General features: G+C 71.4%; 12 protein-coding genes. 10 read left to right on the top strand and 2 right to left on the bottom strand.

Annotated features, from left to right (window positions below; genetic code table 11):
• Positions 1-447 precede the first annotated feature (447 nt).
• Complete coding sequence (locus C593_RS29750) at positions 448-1,647, bottom strand: pyridoxal phosphate-dependent decarboxylase family protein (protein WP_486591135.1); 1,200 nt, start codon at positions 1,645-1,647, stop codon at positions 448-450.
• Positions 1,648-2,068: 421 nt separating this feature from the next.
• Between C593_RS29750 and cuyB the strand changes: the two genes are divergently transcribed.
• Together cuyB and C593_RS0115020 are read left to right on the top strand one after the other, a co-directional pair.
• Complete coding sequence (gene cuyB / locus C593_RS0115025; protein WP_018848122.1) at positions 2,069-2,812, top strand: cysteate racemase; 744 nt, start codon at positions 2,069-2,071, stop codon at positions 2,810-2,812.
• A 69-nt stretch (positions 2,813-2,881) separates the two neighbouring features.
• On the top strand, positions 2,882-4,534 hold the full coding sequence (locus C593_RS0115020; RefSeq protein WP_018848121.1) for a helix-turn-helix domain-containing protein: 1,653 nt from the start codon (positions 2,882-2,884) through the stop codon (positions 4,532-4,534).
• A gap of 42 nt (positions 4,535-4,576) precedes the next feature.
• Here C593_RS0115020 and C593_RS0115015 read toward each other — a convergent pair whose 3' ends face one another.
• Positions 4,577-5,164, bottom strand: a complete 588-nt coding sequence (locus tag C593_RS0115015) for an isochorismatase family protein (RefSeq protein ID WP_018848120.1) — start codon at positions 5,162-5,164, stop codon at positions 4,577-4,579.
• A gap of 186 nt (positions 5,165-5,350) precedes the next feature.
• Here C593_RS0115015 and C593_RS0115010 point away from each other — a divergent pair, with 186 nt between their 5' ends.
• From C593_RS0115010 to C593_RS0114975, 8 genes are all read left to right on the top strand, one after another.
• A complete protein-coding gene (locus C593_RS0115010) occupies positions 5,351-6,679 on the top strand; it encodes a serine hydrolase domain-containing protein (RefSeq protein ID WP_018848119.1) in 1,329 nt (442 codons plus the stop codon).
• A 21-nt stretch (positions 6,680-6,700) separates the two neighbouring features.
• The gene (locus tag C593_RS0115005; RefSeq protein ID WP_018848118.1) at positions 6,701-7,648 is read left to right on the top strand and encodes a serine hydrolase; all 948 of its coding nucleotides are present in this window, start codon (positions 6,701-6,703) and stop codon (positions 7,646-7,648) included.
• Positions 7,645-8,562, top strand: a complete 918-nt coding sequence (locus C593_RS0115000) for a serine hydrolase (protein ID WP_018848117.1) — start codon at positions 7,645-7,647, stop codon at positions 8,560-8,562. Before C593_RS0115005 ends, C593_RS0115000 begins: the two co-directional genes overlap by 4 nt.
• A gap of 210 nt (positions 8,563-8,772) precedes the next feature.
• Complete coding sequence (locus tag C593_RS0114995; protein WP_018848116.1) at positions 8,773-10,374, top strand: ABC transporter substrate-binding protein; 1,602 nt, start codon at positions 8,773-8,775, stop codon at positions 10,372-10,374.
• The gene (locus C593_RS0114990; protein ID WP_018848115.1) at positions 10,371-11,414 is read left to right on the top strand and encodes an ABC transporter permease; all 1,044 of its coding nucleotides are present in this window, start codon (positions 10,371-10,373) and stop codon (positions 11,412-11,414) included. Before C593_RS0114995 ends, C593_RS0114990 begins: the two co-directional genes overlap by 4 nt.
• Positions 11,414-13,231 (top strand): dipeptide/oligopeptide/nickel ABC transporter permease/ATP-binding protein, encoded by a 1,818-nt coding sequence (locus C593_RS0114985; protein ID WP_018848114.1) that lies wholly within the window; start codon positions 11,414-11,416, stop codon positions 13,229-13,231. Before C593_RS0114990 ends, C593_RS0114985 begins: the two co-directional genes overlap by 1 nt.
• Positions 13,228-13,920, top strand: a complete 693-nt coding sequence (locus tag C593_RS0114980) for an ATP-binding cassette domain-containing protein (protein WP_018848113.1) — start codon at positions 13,228-13,230, stop codon at positions 13,918-13,920. Before C593_RS0114985 ends, C593_RS0114980 begins: the two co-directional genes overlap by 4 nt.
• Positions 13,921-14,007: 87 nt before the next feature.
• Positions 14,008-15,030 (top strand): membrane dipeptidase, encoded by a 1,023-nt coding sequence (locus C593_RS0114975; RefSeq protein WP_018848112.1) that lies wholly within the window; start codon positions 14,008-14,010, stop codon positions 15,028-15,030.
• Positions 15,031-15,127: the final 97 nt, after the last annotated feature.

Genomic DNA, 15,127 nt, shown 5'->3' with positions numbered 1-15,127 from the left:
ATGGAGGGCTCGGCTTCCGACCGGCGGCCGGAGTCTCCTGCGCTCGCGTGGACTGGGGTAGTGGAGCGGCGGCCTCGGTCTTCCGCGGGCGTGACCCGCGGGGAGGGGACGTGCCGTGCGTCAGGTAGTGCTGGCCTGCACTCGTCAGGGCGACGCTCCACTGCCCGGCCTTCCGGGAGACCGTGACCAGGCCCCGGTTCTGCAGCGCCTGACAGGTGGTCTTGTAGGAGCTGGTCTCCCAAACACCGGCAGGGCACCCGCCTTCTACCCACTGCAACACCGGGAGTTGCCGCTCATTGACCTGCCGCTCCAATGGCCCGCCCTTCGCGTGATTGGCATTTACGGGGCAGATGCTGTCAGCCTTGGTGGTAATCGGTTGGTGCTTCCCGGGGGATTCGTTCGAAGGAGCGGCCGATGTGGGCTTCCCGTTGAGGTGCCAGAGGAAGCTCAAGCCATGGTCCCCACTATTTCCTCGACGATTTCCAGGGTGGTATCCGGGTGGAGGAAGGCGAACCGGGCGACGGGCTCGCCTTCCCAGCCGGTCGGTGCGACGAAGGCGGTCTGGCCGGCGAGGAGGCGGGCGGACCATTCCGCGTAGTCCTCGGCGGTCCAGCCGATCCGGCGGAAGAGCACGGCGGACAGCTCGGGTTCACGGATGAGTTCGAGGTACGGGGTGTTCCGGATGAGTGCGGCGGTATCGCGGGCCAGGGTGAGGGCCTGCTCTATGGCCTCGCTGTAGGCGCGGGTGCCGTGGACGGCGAGGGAGAACCACAGAGGGAGGCCGCGAGCACGGCGGCTGAGGTGGTGGGCGTAGTCGCTGGGGTTCCACTGGGTGTCGTCGTCGGTGTGCAGGGCGTCGAGGTAGGAGGCGTCCTGGGTGTGGGCCGCCCTGGCCAGGCGCGGTTCTCGGTAGAGGAGGGCGGCGCAGTCGAAGGGGGCGAACAGCCACTTGTGGGGGTCGATGACGAGGGAGTCGGCGTGTTCGATTCCGCGGTAGCGGTGCCGGACGCTCGGGGCGAGGAGGCCGGCGCCGCCGTACGCGCCGTCCACATGGAGCCACAGGTCGAAGTCCCGAGCCACCGCAGCGATCCCGGCGAGGTCATCGATGATTCCGGCGTTGGTCGTGCCGGCGGTGGCGGCCACCCCGATGATGTCCGACGGGTCGGCATCGGCGAGGAGGGCGGCACGGAGGGCGGGGCCGGTCAGACGGTGGTCCGCGGTCGGCACCACGAAGGGCTCGGCACCGATGATGCGCAGGGTGTTGCCGACAGAGGAGTGCGCCTGGTCGGACACGGCGAACCGGATGCGGTCGTACGGGCCGAGGCCACGGCGGCGCCGGGCCGTATCGCGCGCGGTGACCAGGGCGGAGAGGTTCCCGGCCGAACCGCCCGAGACGAAGCACCCGCCGGCTTCGGCCGGCATTTCGGCGAGGTCCGCCAGCAGGCGCAGGACCTGGTTCTCTGCGGCGATGGGGCCGGAGGCGAGGAGCCATGAGACGCCCTGGATGGAGGAGCACGAGACGAGCATGTCGAAGAGGGCGGCGGCCTGCGTCGGAGCGGCGGGGACGAAAGAGAGGAAGCGGGGGCTGTCGACCGATCGTGGTGGGGGCCAGCTGCTCGGTCCACAGTCGCAGGACCTCCGCCGGATCGTTGCCCTCCGGCCCGATCAGCCCGGCCAGGACCCGGTCGAGTTTGTCCGCCTCGCACGGGTGGTTGAGCGCGGGTCGGTTCAGGAGTCGGTCGCGCAGCGCGGCGAGGACGAGGTCGGTGAGGGCAGGGTCGTACGTGTGCATGGTGGACCTTCAGGTTGACGATCAGCAGGCGAGGAGAGGGGGCCGGTGGTCAGTGAAACCGGCGGCTGAATCGTGGAGTTGGGTCCCAACTACAGCTATGACCCGTCTGCTTCGTCCGCGTGGCCGAATCCGACTTCGGGCGATGGGCCTTCCGGTTCCCCGCACCAATCCGGACGGGAGCATTTGGAGCGCGCAACGACACCCGGCGCAGCCCAGCGGGCCACGATCACGGGAGGCCCCGCGGACGACGGCGGGAAGGATCGAAAGGCTGCCCGCATGCGTCACGTCACCCGCCCGGTCCTCGGCATCCTCGGCGGGATGGGACCGCTTGCCACGGCCGACTTCTACCGTCGGGTCGTCGAGCGCACCCCGGCCGGCTCCGACCAGGCGCATCTGCCCGTCGTCATGTGGGCCGATCCCGCCGTCCCGGACCGGACCGCGGCGCTGCTCGGGGACGGGCCGTCCCCGGTCCCCGCCCTCGTGGAGGGTGCCCGCTGGCTTCAGCGCGCGGGAGTGAGCTGCATCGCCGTTCCCTGCAACACCGCGCACGCCTACGTCGAGCAACTGTCCAAGGCGACCGGCGTCGAGGTCCTCGACATGATCAGGGCCGCGCTTGAGGCGGCGGCCCGCCGCACGCCAGGGCTCGAGCGGGTGGGCGTCCTGGCGACCCGGGGAACGCGGCTCACCGGGCTGTACGAGCGGGCCGGCGCCTGGCTCGGGCTCGACGTGGTGCAGGTACCGGCCCTCGTGCAGGGGCAGTACGTGGACGCCGCGATCCACGCCGTCAAGAGCGGTGCGGACCCCGCCGAGCCCGAGCGCTGGATCGCCTCGGCCGCCGAGAGCCTCAAGGAGCAGGGTGCCCAGGCGGTGATCGCCGCCTGCACGGAGATCCCGCTGATCAGCGGGGCGGCCGCTCGCGTCCTCCCGCTGGTCGACTCGACCGACGCTCTCGCCGAAGCCGCCGTCTCCCGTCTGTGGCATCCCGCCGAAGCCGTTCGTACCCTGGTACGAACAGGCTGACGTACTCTCGTTCGCAGGCACCACATCGCAGGGCTGCGCACGTCCTAACCTGCGGAGATGATCAGGCACATGTCGACGCACCCCGCCCGAAGCCTCAGCCGGGTGCTCGAGGACTTCGGCCACACCCTCCTCGATCTGTTGTGCGGCGACCCCGACGCGGCCGCCGAGATCGGCGGCGTCGGCATCCATGATCCGTACGACGAGCAGCACTATCCGGAGCACGCCATCGTGCTCGGCGTCGGTGTGCACTGCGTGGAGGAGATCGGCCGACTGCTGCGGTACCTCGCCGCGCTCGGCGCCACTGCCTTGGTCGTCCGCGGCCCCGTCGACGACGCCGACGAGCTCGAACCGGTCGCCAACGAGACCGGTGTCGCGCTGCTCGCCCTGACCCGCGGAGCCTCTTGGGCCCAGCTCGCGGCGATGCTGCGCACCCAGCTCGCCGAAGGCGACGTGGGGGAGGGAGAGGAGCAGACCCTCGGCGGGGTGCCATCCGGGGACCTCTTCGCCCTGGCCAACGCCATCGCCACCCTGCTCGACGCCCCCGTCACCACCGAGGACCGCCGTTCCCGCATCCTCGCGTTCTCCGGTCGGCAGGACGAGGCGGACACACCTCGGGTGGAGAGCATCCTGGCCCGCCAGGTCCCCGAGCGTTATCTGCGGATCCACGAGGAGCACGGCGTTTTCAAGGAGCTGTACCGCAGCGAGGGCCTGGTGCACGTCCCCGCGCCGACCGTCGGCGAGGAGATGGCGCTGCCGCGTGTGGCGGTGGCGGTCCGGGCCGGTGACGAGTTCCTAGGTTCGGTATGGGCGGCGCTGCGCAAGCCCCTCACCCCGGAGCGGGAGAAGGCGTTCCTGGAGGCGGCCAAGCTCGTGGCCCTCCACATGCTCCGCTTCCGGGCCGGTACGGACGCCGAGAACCGGCTGCGGGCCGACCTCGTCACCACCGCGCTCGAAGGCGGGGCCGGGGCGGTCGAGGCGCTCGGCCGGCTCGGGCTCGTCGAGGAACCGACCCTCGTCATGGCCATGGGCCTCGCGCCCGAGCGGGACGAGGACCACGCCCACGTCACGGCCGAGCGGCAGCGCCTGGCCTCCGCCCTGGCCGTCCACCTCACCGCCGTACAGCCCCGTTCCGCCGTGGCCCTGCTCGGCGACGTGGCGTACGCCCTCTTCCCCGTGCCGGGCGACAGCTCCCACGCCCGCGAACGTGCCCTGCAGGTGGCCTCCAACTTCCTGGCACGCACAGGCGAACGGGCCGGAGCCGTCATCGGGATCGGCTCGGTCGCCGAGGAACCCGCCGCGCTCCCGCGCTCACGGGCCAACGCCGACCGGGCACTGCGCGTGCTGTTCAGCGGCCAGACCGGAAAGCGTGCCGCCTCGATCGCCGACGTGTACGTCGACGCCCTGCTGATCGAGATGCGGGACCTGGCCGTCGCCAACCGCGACGAGCTGTCCGGCCCGCTCGCCCGCCTCGTGGCGTACGACGCCAAGCACAACGCCCACCTGGTGGAGACGCTCCGGGCATGGCTGGACGCCTTCGGCGACGTGATCACCGCCTCAGCGAGCGTGTTCGTCCACCCCAACACCTTCCGCTACCGCATCCGCCGGGTCGCCGAGGTCGGCGAGATCGACCTCGAGGATCCGGCGGCGAGGTTCGCCGCGATGCTGCAGCTGCGCCTGCTGGGACCGGGGCAGACGCAGAACGGCGGCGGGACCGGGGCATAAGGCCCGGGCCCCACCGCCAGGCTCGACTGACAGCCGCCTCGTTCAGAGGCGCACGCCCGGCGGGACCGTCACGTCCGCGTGCGTGTCGTGGAAGGCGTCCGCGTCCTTGATGGTGCGGACCCAGTCGTAGAACAGCTCCTTGGTGGAGAGCGTCTCGATGCCGCGGCCCGCCAGGCGTCGCAGGCCCCGGTCGTGGGCCTGGCCGGGGGAGTAGGCGGCGTCGTCCACGACCGCCACCCGCTTGCCGGCGTGGTGCAGCTGGATCGCCGAGTGGGCCACGCAGATGTCGGTCTCGATGCCGACCAGGATCATGGTCGTACGGCCGGTGGCCTCGATCGCGGCGGCGATGTCGGGGTTGTTCCATACGGCGAAGGCGTTCTTCGGCAGGGTGACCGCCTTGGCCGGCAGTACCTCGCGGATCTCGGGCACGGTGTGGCCGCTGGTGTCGGGGTCCTCCTCGGTCACGACGACCGGGATCCCCAGGCGGTCGGCCACGGACGTGATCCAGGCGATGCGCCGCACCATGTCGTAGAACCGCTGCCGGTCCACGTCGAGCCGCTCGGGCGGGTAGAAATCGGTCTGCACATCGATGATCACCAGGGCGCAGTCGTCGCGGTCGATCAGCGGCATCGTCGTCTCGTCTCCTCGTACGTTCGGTGCACGCCACCCTAGGAACGCCGACCCGCCCCGGAGTCGTCCGCCGGACCAAGCTCCGAGCTGCATCTTCGTATCCGCGCACGAACCATTCGAGGGTGATGCGGGCGTACGCTTCCGGCCAAGTTCAAGGAGCCGCATCGAGCCACCCGGAGGACGTGCGTGAAGGCCGACATCGAGCACTGGGCCGGCCGCCTGGCGGCCCTGGCCGCCGACTCCGAGGTACCGGGCGCGAGCCTGGCGTTCTGGTACGGCGGCGAGCTGTACGAGTGCGCCGCGGGCGTGCTCAACACCACCACCGGGGCGCCGGTGCGCACTGACTCGCTGTTCCAGATCGGTTCGGTCACCAAGGTGTGGACCGCGACCCAGTTGATGCTCCTGGCTGAGCAGGGCCGCGTCACCCTGGACACTCCCGTCGCGGAGATCCTGCCGGAGTTCCGGGTGAGCGACCCCAGCGCCACCGCCGCGATCACCCTGCGCCATCTGCTCACCCACACCTCGGGCATCGACGGTGATCTGTTCCTGGACACCGGCCGCGGCGACGACTGCCTGCGGCGCTACGTTGAGGCATGCTCCGACCTGGAGCAGACCTTCCCTGTCGGAGACTCCCACTCGTACTGCAACTCCGGATTCGTCATCGCCGGCCGGGTCGTCGAGCAGCTCACCGGCATGGTCTGGGACCAGGCCCTGCGCGAGCAGATCTGCGACCCGCTCCGCCTCACCCACACCTGGACACTGCCGGAGGACGTCCTGCGCTTCGGCGCCGCCGTCGGCCACGACGAGCACGGCGGCGTGGTGCCGCAGTGGGGACTGCCCCGGTCGATCGGCCCCGCCGGACTGATCTGCGCCCGGGCCGCCGACGTGGTCACCTTCGGCCGCGCCCACCTCACCCCAGGCGTGCTCCTGGCCGACCCTGCCGCGCTGCGGCAGGCGCAGGTCGAGCTGCCCAATCCGCACTGCGGCGGGCGGCAGTGGGGCATCGGCTGGTGCCTGGACGAGTGGGACGGTCACGAGGTGGTCTCCCACACCGGCGACACCATCGGCCAGCACGCCGTCCTCTGGGCCCTGCCCGAACTCGGGACCGTCGTCGCCGTCCTGATCAACGGCGGCCGGAGCGTCGAGTTCCAGCAGCGGCTGGCCACCGAGCTCTTCCGAGAACTGCACGCGATCGACGTACCCGCCCCCATCGCCCCGCCGGAGCAGCCCGTCCATGTCGACGTCGACCCGTTCACCGGTGTCTACGAGCGAGCCGGCAGCAGGATCCACGTGACGGCGGGCGGGAGCGGCCGGCTGCGCCTGCGTACCGAGCCGACCGGCATCCTCGTGGGCCTCGCCCGCTCCCGCACCCTCGACCTCGTCGCCGTCGACACGACGACCTTCGTCGGCCGCGACGAAGGCGACTCGATCTGGGACGCGGTGGTGTTCGAGCAGCGCCCCGGCGGCCCCTCGTACCTCCACTACAGCGGTCGGGCCACCCCCAAGATCAGCTGACTTCCGCAGGATTGGATCCCCATGGCACCACCCTCCACCGCAGATGCGGCGACCTCGGCTCTACAGACGATCTTCAACGAGGCCGGAGTCGAGGGCTTCGTCCACGCCCGGGACATCGACGATGACGGCGAACGCGGTGCCCGCGAGGTCGCCTTCCGCGCCGACGTCCCCGTCATCGTCGCCTCCATCCGCAAGATCGCCGTCGCGGTCACCTACGCCCGTCAGGCTGCGACCGGAGCCCTCGACCGGGCCGCCCGGCACACCATCACCGCCGCCAATCGCGAGGGCGGCGGCATCGGCACCGACAGCTGCCGGCACGACGTCACCATGAGCACTCGCGACCTCGCGTTCTTCATGCTCTCCATGAGCGACAACGCGGCCACCGACAAGCTCATGGAGATCCTCGGCACGGACCGGGTACGTGCCGTCGCCGCCGAGCTCGGCTGCCCGCGCCTGCCCGTCGGGCGCTACCGCGAGCTGTGGGACCCGGTCTGGGCGGAGCTCGGCCTCGACCCTGGCGGCGACATCGACGCCCAGCTCGACGAGGTGAGCGAGGACCGGATCAAGGGCCTCGCCATGCTCGACCCCACCCGGTCCGCGTCCAGTACGCCACGGGAGATCACCTCCATGCTGACGGCGATCTGGCGCGACCAGGCCGGACCCGCCGAAGCGTGCGCTGAAGTACGAGAGTTGATGAGCCATCAGCTCTCCGTCCACCGCCTCGCCGCGGGCTTCGACGACGACGTCCGCGTCTCGGCCAAGAACGGCTCCCTGTGGGGAGTCCTGAACGAAGCCGCCGTCGTCGAGTACCCCGACGGCGGCCGTTACGCCGTCGCGGTCTTTCTGCGCACTCCCGCCCTCGGTGGCCGTAACCCGGCCGCCGACGCCGCGATCGGCCATGCCGCGCGGACCGCCGTCGACCACCTGCGCCGCCCGCCGGCTGCCACCCCACCCGAGGAGACGCCATGACCACAGCCGCAGCGCAGTCGGCCGGAGCCGAGCAGGTCCACACCGTGCTCGCGTCCACCTTCGACCAGGCCGGTGTCGAAGGCCACGTCCATGCCCGGGACCTCGGCACAGGAGAGGAGTTCGGCCACGGCGCCGACTCCCAGGTCGTGCTGGCCTCCGTCTTCAAGATCCCCATTGCCCTTGAGTACGCCCGCCAGGCGGCGGCAGGGGAGCTCGACCCGGCAGGGCGCCACACGGTCACGGCCGCCTATCGGGCCGGCGGCAGCGGTACCGACGGATGCGCGTACGACGTCGAGATGAGCGCCCGCGACCTGGCCTTCATGATGATGACGATCAGCGACAACGCGGCGACCGATCTGCTCCTGGACGTCGTCGGCCCCGACCGGGTCCGCGCGACCCTCGACGGCCTGGGCTTCCCCGGCTTCGGGTTCTCCTCCAGCGCCGCCCTGGACGACGACATCCGCCAAGAACTCGGCCTCGCGCCCGGCCGCTCCCTCGACGACCAGCTCGCGGGCATCCCCGAGGAACGACTCCTCGCCCTCCGCGCCTGCGCCCCGGGCAGCAGCCCGTCGAGCACACCCCGCGAGGTGACCGCCCTCCTTGCCGCCATCTGGCGCGACGAAGCCGGTCCGGCGAGCGCCTGCGCCGAAGTCCGGGACATCATGAGCCAACAGGTCTGGCAACACCGCCTGGTCTCCGGCTTCCCCGAAGCGGGCGTGAGGCTCGCAGGCAAGACCGGCACCGACTTCGCCGTACGCAACGAGGCCGGCGTGATCGAGTACCCCGACGGCAAGCGGTACGCCGTGGGCGTCTTCCTGCGTACGTCGACCGCGGCCACGCGGCAGCCCCTCGCGGACCGGGCGATCGGCCGTGCCGCCAGGATCGCCGTCGATCACCTCCGCGCCGGAACGTGAACGAGCCGCCCATGCCCTCCGTCCGTCCGTACGGACCTTCCCCGCCCCGGACCGCTTGCCCGCGGTCCGGGGCCGTCGTGTCTTCGCGGCCGTCGCCCGGCTTGGGATCCCACACCCAACAAGCCCGGCCGCTTTCGTCGCCCCGACTGAATCATTTCCGGCCATGAGCCGCGACTGTGGGGCAACTCTCCCGCCCCAAGGAGTCCCCCTATGAAGCCCCCGATGCCCTCGATGAAGAGAGCCAAGGCGATATCCGGCTGTCTGGCGGTGTCACTGCTGGCGGCCGGCTGCGGCAGCGTCGCCCAGGCCGGATCGTCCGGCGGTGACGCCTTCAGCTACGCGATCAAGAGCGACCCGGGACTGCTCGACCCCGCCCAGGTCCAGAACACCACCACGTACACCGCCCTGTCGCTGGCGTACGACACCCTGGTGCACGCCGGTCCCGACGGCCGGATCGTCTCCGGACTGGCCGAGAAGTGGGACGTCAAGCCCGCCTCCGTCACCTTCACCCTGCGCCGTGGCGTCACCTGCGCCGACGGTAGCCCCGTGACCGCGAGCACCGTCGCCGCGAACGTCGCCCACATCACCGATCCGGCCACCAAGTCGCCCGCGTACGGCGTCGTGGTCCCCGAGGGCCTCACCGCCAAGGCGGACGACACCGCCGGCACCGTGACCCTCTCGACGCCGGAGCCGTTCGCCTTCACGCTGCAGAGCACCCGCTACCTGTTCATCGTCTGCGGACCGGGCCTGAAGGACCGCGGTCTGCTCCAGAGCGGCACCTCAGGGTCGGGCCCCTTCCGGCTGACCTCCGCCGAGCCCAACCAGAGCTACACCTTCGCCAAGCGCGACGACTACGCCTGGGGGCCGGGCGGGGCGACCACCGCCGACCCCGCCATGCCCGGCTCCGTCGTCCTCAAGGTCGTCGGCAGCGAGGCGACGACCGCCAACCTCCTGCTCTCCCACCAGCTGAACGGCGCTCAGCTCGCCGGGCCCGACCGCGCCCGCGTCGCCAACATTCCCGGGGTGACCACCACCGTCCAGGCCAACGGCACGCAGGAGTTCTTCTTCCACCAGGGCAAGGGCCATCCCGGCAGCGACCCGGCCGTCCGCAAGGCCCTGCTCCAGGCCGTCGACTTCGACTCCCTCGGAGCGATCGCCACCGGCGGGACCGGCCGCACTCCCACCGGTCTGGTCATGGACCCGAAGCCGTGCCCCGGCGACACCGTCACCGGCCACCTCCCCGTCTTCGACCCGCAGGCGGCCGGCTCGGCCCTGCACGCCGCGGGCTGGCGCAGGGGCCCCGACGGCTTCCGCGTGAAGGAGGGCAAGCGGCTCACCATCCGCATGATCTACGGCACGTCCTCGGGCGAGACGATGGCTGCCGCGGCCGAGTACCTGGCCGAGTCGTGGAAGAACGTCGGCGCCGACGTGCGGCTGCGGGCCGTTTCCGACGCCGCCTATGGCGAAGTCGAAGCGGTCACGCAGGACTGGGACGTGAACTGGGCCCCGCTCGGTGTCACCCTGCCCCCCCAGCTCCTCGGCGCCCTGTCCGGTCCCTTCACGCCCGACGGCGGCAACTTCGCCCACCTCACCAACAAGACCTACGAGCGGCTCACCGCCGAGGCGAGCAGGCTCCCCGGCGCCGCCGGATGCGCCCTGTGGGAGCGGTCGGAGCACGCCCTGATCGACAGCGGAGACATCGTTCCCGTCGTCGACAAGACCGTCACGATCGCCGCCCACAACGCCACCTTCCGCATCACGTCGGGCCTCTTCGACCCGACGTCGATCCGGATGACGGGAGGACAGAAGTGACCACCCCATCCGACGCGCTCATCCCGCACGAGGCGGCCACAGCCCCCGCCGCCCCGCCGCGCCGCGCCCAGAGGCTGACCCCGCGCTTCCTGGTCCGGCAGCTGCTCCGGCTGGCCGGTTCCCTCGCCGTGCTCGTCGTGGCGTCGTTCGCGATGATCCACCTGATCCCCGGCGACCCGCTGCGCCAGATGCTCGGCCCGACCGCACCGAAGGAACTCGTCGACCAGCGCAGAAGCGAACTCGGACTGGACCAGCCACTGTTCACCCAGTTCACCGACTATGTCGGGCAACTGCTCTCCGGCGACCTCGGCACCTCGTTCTTCTCCTCCCAGCCGGTGACCGACATCATCAGCCAGGGCCTCCCGAACACCCTGGCCCTCGCGGTCCTCGCCACCCTTGTCGCCCTCGCCGTGGCCGTACCGCTGGGTCTGTGGGCCGCGGTCCGTACGCACAACGGACGCCGACGCGGCACCGAGACCACCTTCACCACCCTCACCGGCGCCGCTGTCGCCATCCCCGAGTACCTCTACGGCCTGGCGCTGCTGCTCGTCCTCTCCCTGGGACTCGGCCTGCTCCCGCCGGCCGGCCTCACCGGTCCCGCCTCCTTCGTCCTGCCGGTCACGGCCCTCGCCATCGCTCCGGCGGCGATGATCGCCCGCCTGGCCCGTGTCGAGACCCTGCGCGAACTCGACACCGACTACATGCGCCTGGCCCACGCCAAGCGGCTGCCCGCCTGGCGGCTGTACGCGGTCCACCTGCTGCCGAACACCCTCACCGCGACCCTGACCATGGGCGGCCTGCTGCTCAGCGGGCTGATCACCGGAAGCGTCCTGGTCGAGAACGTCTTCGCCTGGCCCGGTCTCGGCCTGCGCACTGTCGAGGCCATCACCCAGAAGGACTACCCCGTGGCGCAGGCCATGGTCCTCGTCTACGGCGCGCTCGTCCTCGTCGTCAACTTCCTCGTCGACATCCTGCTCGGGATCCTCGACCCCAAGTCCACCCTGTCCACCCCGTCCGCCTCCACCCGCAGGGAGGGCTGATGCGCCGTCTGCTGGGAAACCCCGCCGGCCTGCTGGGCGCCGTGCTCGTCGCCCTCATGGTCCTCCTCGCGATCGTCGGTCCGCCGATCTGGGAGGACGCCGCCACCCGGATGAACCCGAAGGAGATCAGCCAGGGAGCGTCCGCCGCGCACCTGCTCGGCACCGACGCCCTCGGCCGTGACCTCCTCGCCCGGACCCTGGTCGCCACCCGGCTAACCCTCGGCCTCGCCTTCCTGGCCACCCTGATCGGCACCGTCACGGGCATCCTGCTCGGAACCCTGCCGCAGATCCTGCCCCGGCGCGCGGGCCGAGCGGTCATCGCCGCAGTCGACCTCCTGGTGGCCTTCCCTGCCCTCCTGCTCGCCATGTTCACCGCCGTCGTCGCCGGCCTCGGCGCACAGGGCGCCGTCCTCGGCATCGGCGTTGCGCTCGCACCGACCTTCGCCCGGCTCACCCACACCATGACGGCGTCCGTCGCCGGATCCGACTACATCGCCGCGGCCCGCATGCTGCGCGTGCCCCGCCACCGCATCCTCACCCGGCACGTCCTGCCCAACATCGCCGAACCGCTGATCCTCAACACCGCCCAGGCCATGGGCGGCGCCCTGCTCGGGCTGTCCGCGATGTCCTTCCTCGGCATGGGCGTCCAGGCACCCTCGTACGACTGGGGCCGGCTGCTCAACGAAGCTTTCGGGCACGTCTACGTCACCCCGTCCGTCGTCGTCGCCCCCGCCCTCGCCGTCAGCCTCTCCGGCCTCGGCTTCATGCTCCTCGGCGACACCTTCGCCAAGGCCGCCGCCCACACCCGCGAAACGGTCGGCAAGCCCGTCACCCCCGAGGTGACCCCCGCCCGGGGCGAGCACGTATCGGACGCCGTCCTGGAGGTACGGGACCTCACCGTCGCCTTCCCCGGCGGCATCACCCCCGTACGGCAGGTGTCCCTGACCGTCCGCGCCGGGGAGATCGTCGGCCTGGTCGGTGAATCGGGCAGCGGCAAGAGCATGACGGCCGCCGCCATCGGCCAGATCGTGCCCTACCCGGGCCTGGCCGGCAGCGCTCGCATGCGGCTCGGCGGGGTGGACCTCGACGGCCTGACCGACTCCGAGCGCCGCAAGCTGCTCGGGTCGTCGCTCGCGATGGTCTTCCAGGACCCCACCAGCTCCCTCAACCCCGCTCTCCGCGTCGGCGGCCAGCTCGCCGAAGTGGCCACCCTGCACGACGGAGCCACCCGCACCGAGGCACGGGCCCGTGCCGTCGAACGGCTCGACCGGGTCCGCATCAAGCACCCCGCCGACGTCGCCAAGCGCTACCCGCACGAACTGTCCGGCGGCATGCGCCAGCGCGCCGTCATCGCCATGGGCCTGATGAACACGCCCCGGCTGATCATCGCGGACGAGCCCACCACCGCCCTCGACGTCACCGTCCAGCGCGAAGTGCTCCGGGTCCTGCGCGAAGCGGTCGACGAGACGCAGGCGGGCGCCCTGTTCATCTCCCACGACATCGCCGTCGTCAGCGAACTGTGCGACCGGATCGCCGTCATGTACGCGGGCCGCATCGTCGAGGAACTCCCCGCCGACGCCCTCCACTACGCCCGCCACCCCTACACCCGCGCCCTCGTCGGCTCGCTGCCCGACATGGACACCGACCGGTCGGGCCCCCTCACCACCATCCCCGGCCGCCAGCCCGCACCCGCCGACGTCGGCGACGGCTGCGCCTTCGCCGACCGGTGCGCCTTCGCCACCGCCCGCTGCGCCATCCGCCCCAAGCTGCTCGCCCGTACGGAGACCCACTCCGTGGCCTGCTGGGAGGTCCTGTGAACATCAGCGAACTCACCGTCCGCTACGGCTCCTTCACCGCCGTCGACAGCGTCAGCCTGGAGGTTCCCGCCGGCTCCGTCACCGGGCTCGTGGGGGAGTCCGGCTCCGGGAAGTCCACCCTCGCCCGTGCCGTGGCCGGCCTCACCCCGTACCGGGGCACGGTCACCGGGGTCGCGCCCGGCCGCGTCCAGATGGTGTTCCAGGACCCGTACTCCTCGCTCAACCCGCGCATGAGCATCGGCGACGCCATCGCCGAGGGCACCCGCGTCCCGCGCGCCCAGCGACAGGCAGAGGTCGGCCGGCTCCTCGAACTGGTCTCCCTCCCGGCCGCGTACGCGAGCAAGTACCCCCGCGAACTCTCCGGCGGCCAACGCCAGCGCGTCGCCATAGCCCGCGCCCTCGCGGCCGGGCCCGAACTGCTCATCGCCGACGAAATCACCTCCGCCCTCGACGTCTCCGTCCAGGGAGCCGTCCTCAACCTGCTGCGCGAACTACGCGGCGAACTCGGCCTGACCATGCTCTTCATCTCGCACAACCTCGCCGTCGTGCGGTACGTCTGCGACGCCGTCGCCGTCATGCACCACGGCCGGCTCGTGGAGACCGGCCCCGTCGAGGACGTGATCGGAACGCCCCGGCACGCGTACACCCGCACCCTGCTCGACGCGGTCCCGCGCCTGGCCCGCGCCTGAGCCGCTTGCCCGTCCTCCCGCGCGTCCGGCGGCCCGACACCCCTTCAAGGGCCGCTGGACGCCTCCTCACTGCCCGAAAGGATCGTCGTGTCCCACGACCTCCACCACCGTGCCGTCGTCGCCGACGCGCACAACGACCTCCTCATGGCCGTCGCCGCACGCCCGCCGAAGCGCTGGGGCGCCTTCTTCCGCGAACGCTGGCTGCCGCAGCTGCGCGAGGGCGGCATCGACATCCAGGTGCTGCCGGTTTTCATCGACGACCAGTACCACCCCGAGGGAGCCCTCCGGCAGACCCTCCGCATGATCGAGTGCGCCCACGTCCTCGCCGAGGCCAACGCCGACCAGGTCGCACTCTGCCTGAACGGCGCCGACATCGACGCCGCCCTCGCCGAGGGGAAGGTTGCTCTCGTCCTCGCGCTGGAGAGCGCCCCCGGCATCGACGCCTCCGTCGAACTCTTCCCCACCCTCTTCCGACTGGGCGTACGGATGGCCTCGATCGCCCACTGGGGCCGCACTCCGCTCGCCGACGGCAGCCGCGAGGACGCCACGGGCAGCCGGCTGACCGTGCCCGGTGTCGAGGCGCTGCGCGAGATGGAACGCCTCGGGATGCTCTTCGACATCTCCCACCTGGGGGCGAGCGGCGTCGCGCACGTCCTGGAACTGGCCACCCGGCCGCTCATCGCCACCCATTCGTGCGCCCGCGCCCTGCGCGACCACCACCGCAACCTCACCGACGAGCAGATCCGGGGCGTGGCCGCCACCGGCGGCGTGGTGTGCGTGAACTTCGTACCGGACTTCCTCACCGACGACCAGGCGAAGGTGAGCACCGACCGGATCGTCGACCACATCGAGCACATCCTTTCCGTTGCCGGGATCGATCACGTCGGCCTCGGCTCGGACTTCGTGCGGGAGGTCATGCACGACGTCACCCCGCCCTGTTGCGAGAACCTCGACGACGAGGACCCGATGTTCGACTTCCCCGGGCTGGAAGGCCCGGCGGGCATGCCGCTGGTCACCGAGGCGCTCGTGCGCAGGGGCATACCGGAGGAGGACATCCTGAAGATCCTCGGAGGGAACATGCGGCAGCTGATGGCCAAGCATATGGGCTGACCTGGGCCGACTTGTCCCCGCAACGGTGCCCGGTGGTCGTACGGCCGCCGGGCACCGGTGTGTCCGGCGGGCGTTGGGTCCGCGGTACGAATCGGAC

The organism is Streptomyces sp. CNT372, assembly GCF_000377145.1.
The sequence above is the reverse complement of the archived record's forward strand: the minus strand, read 5'-3'. Positions and strand labels throughout refer to the sequence as shown.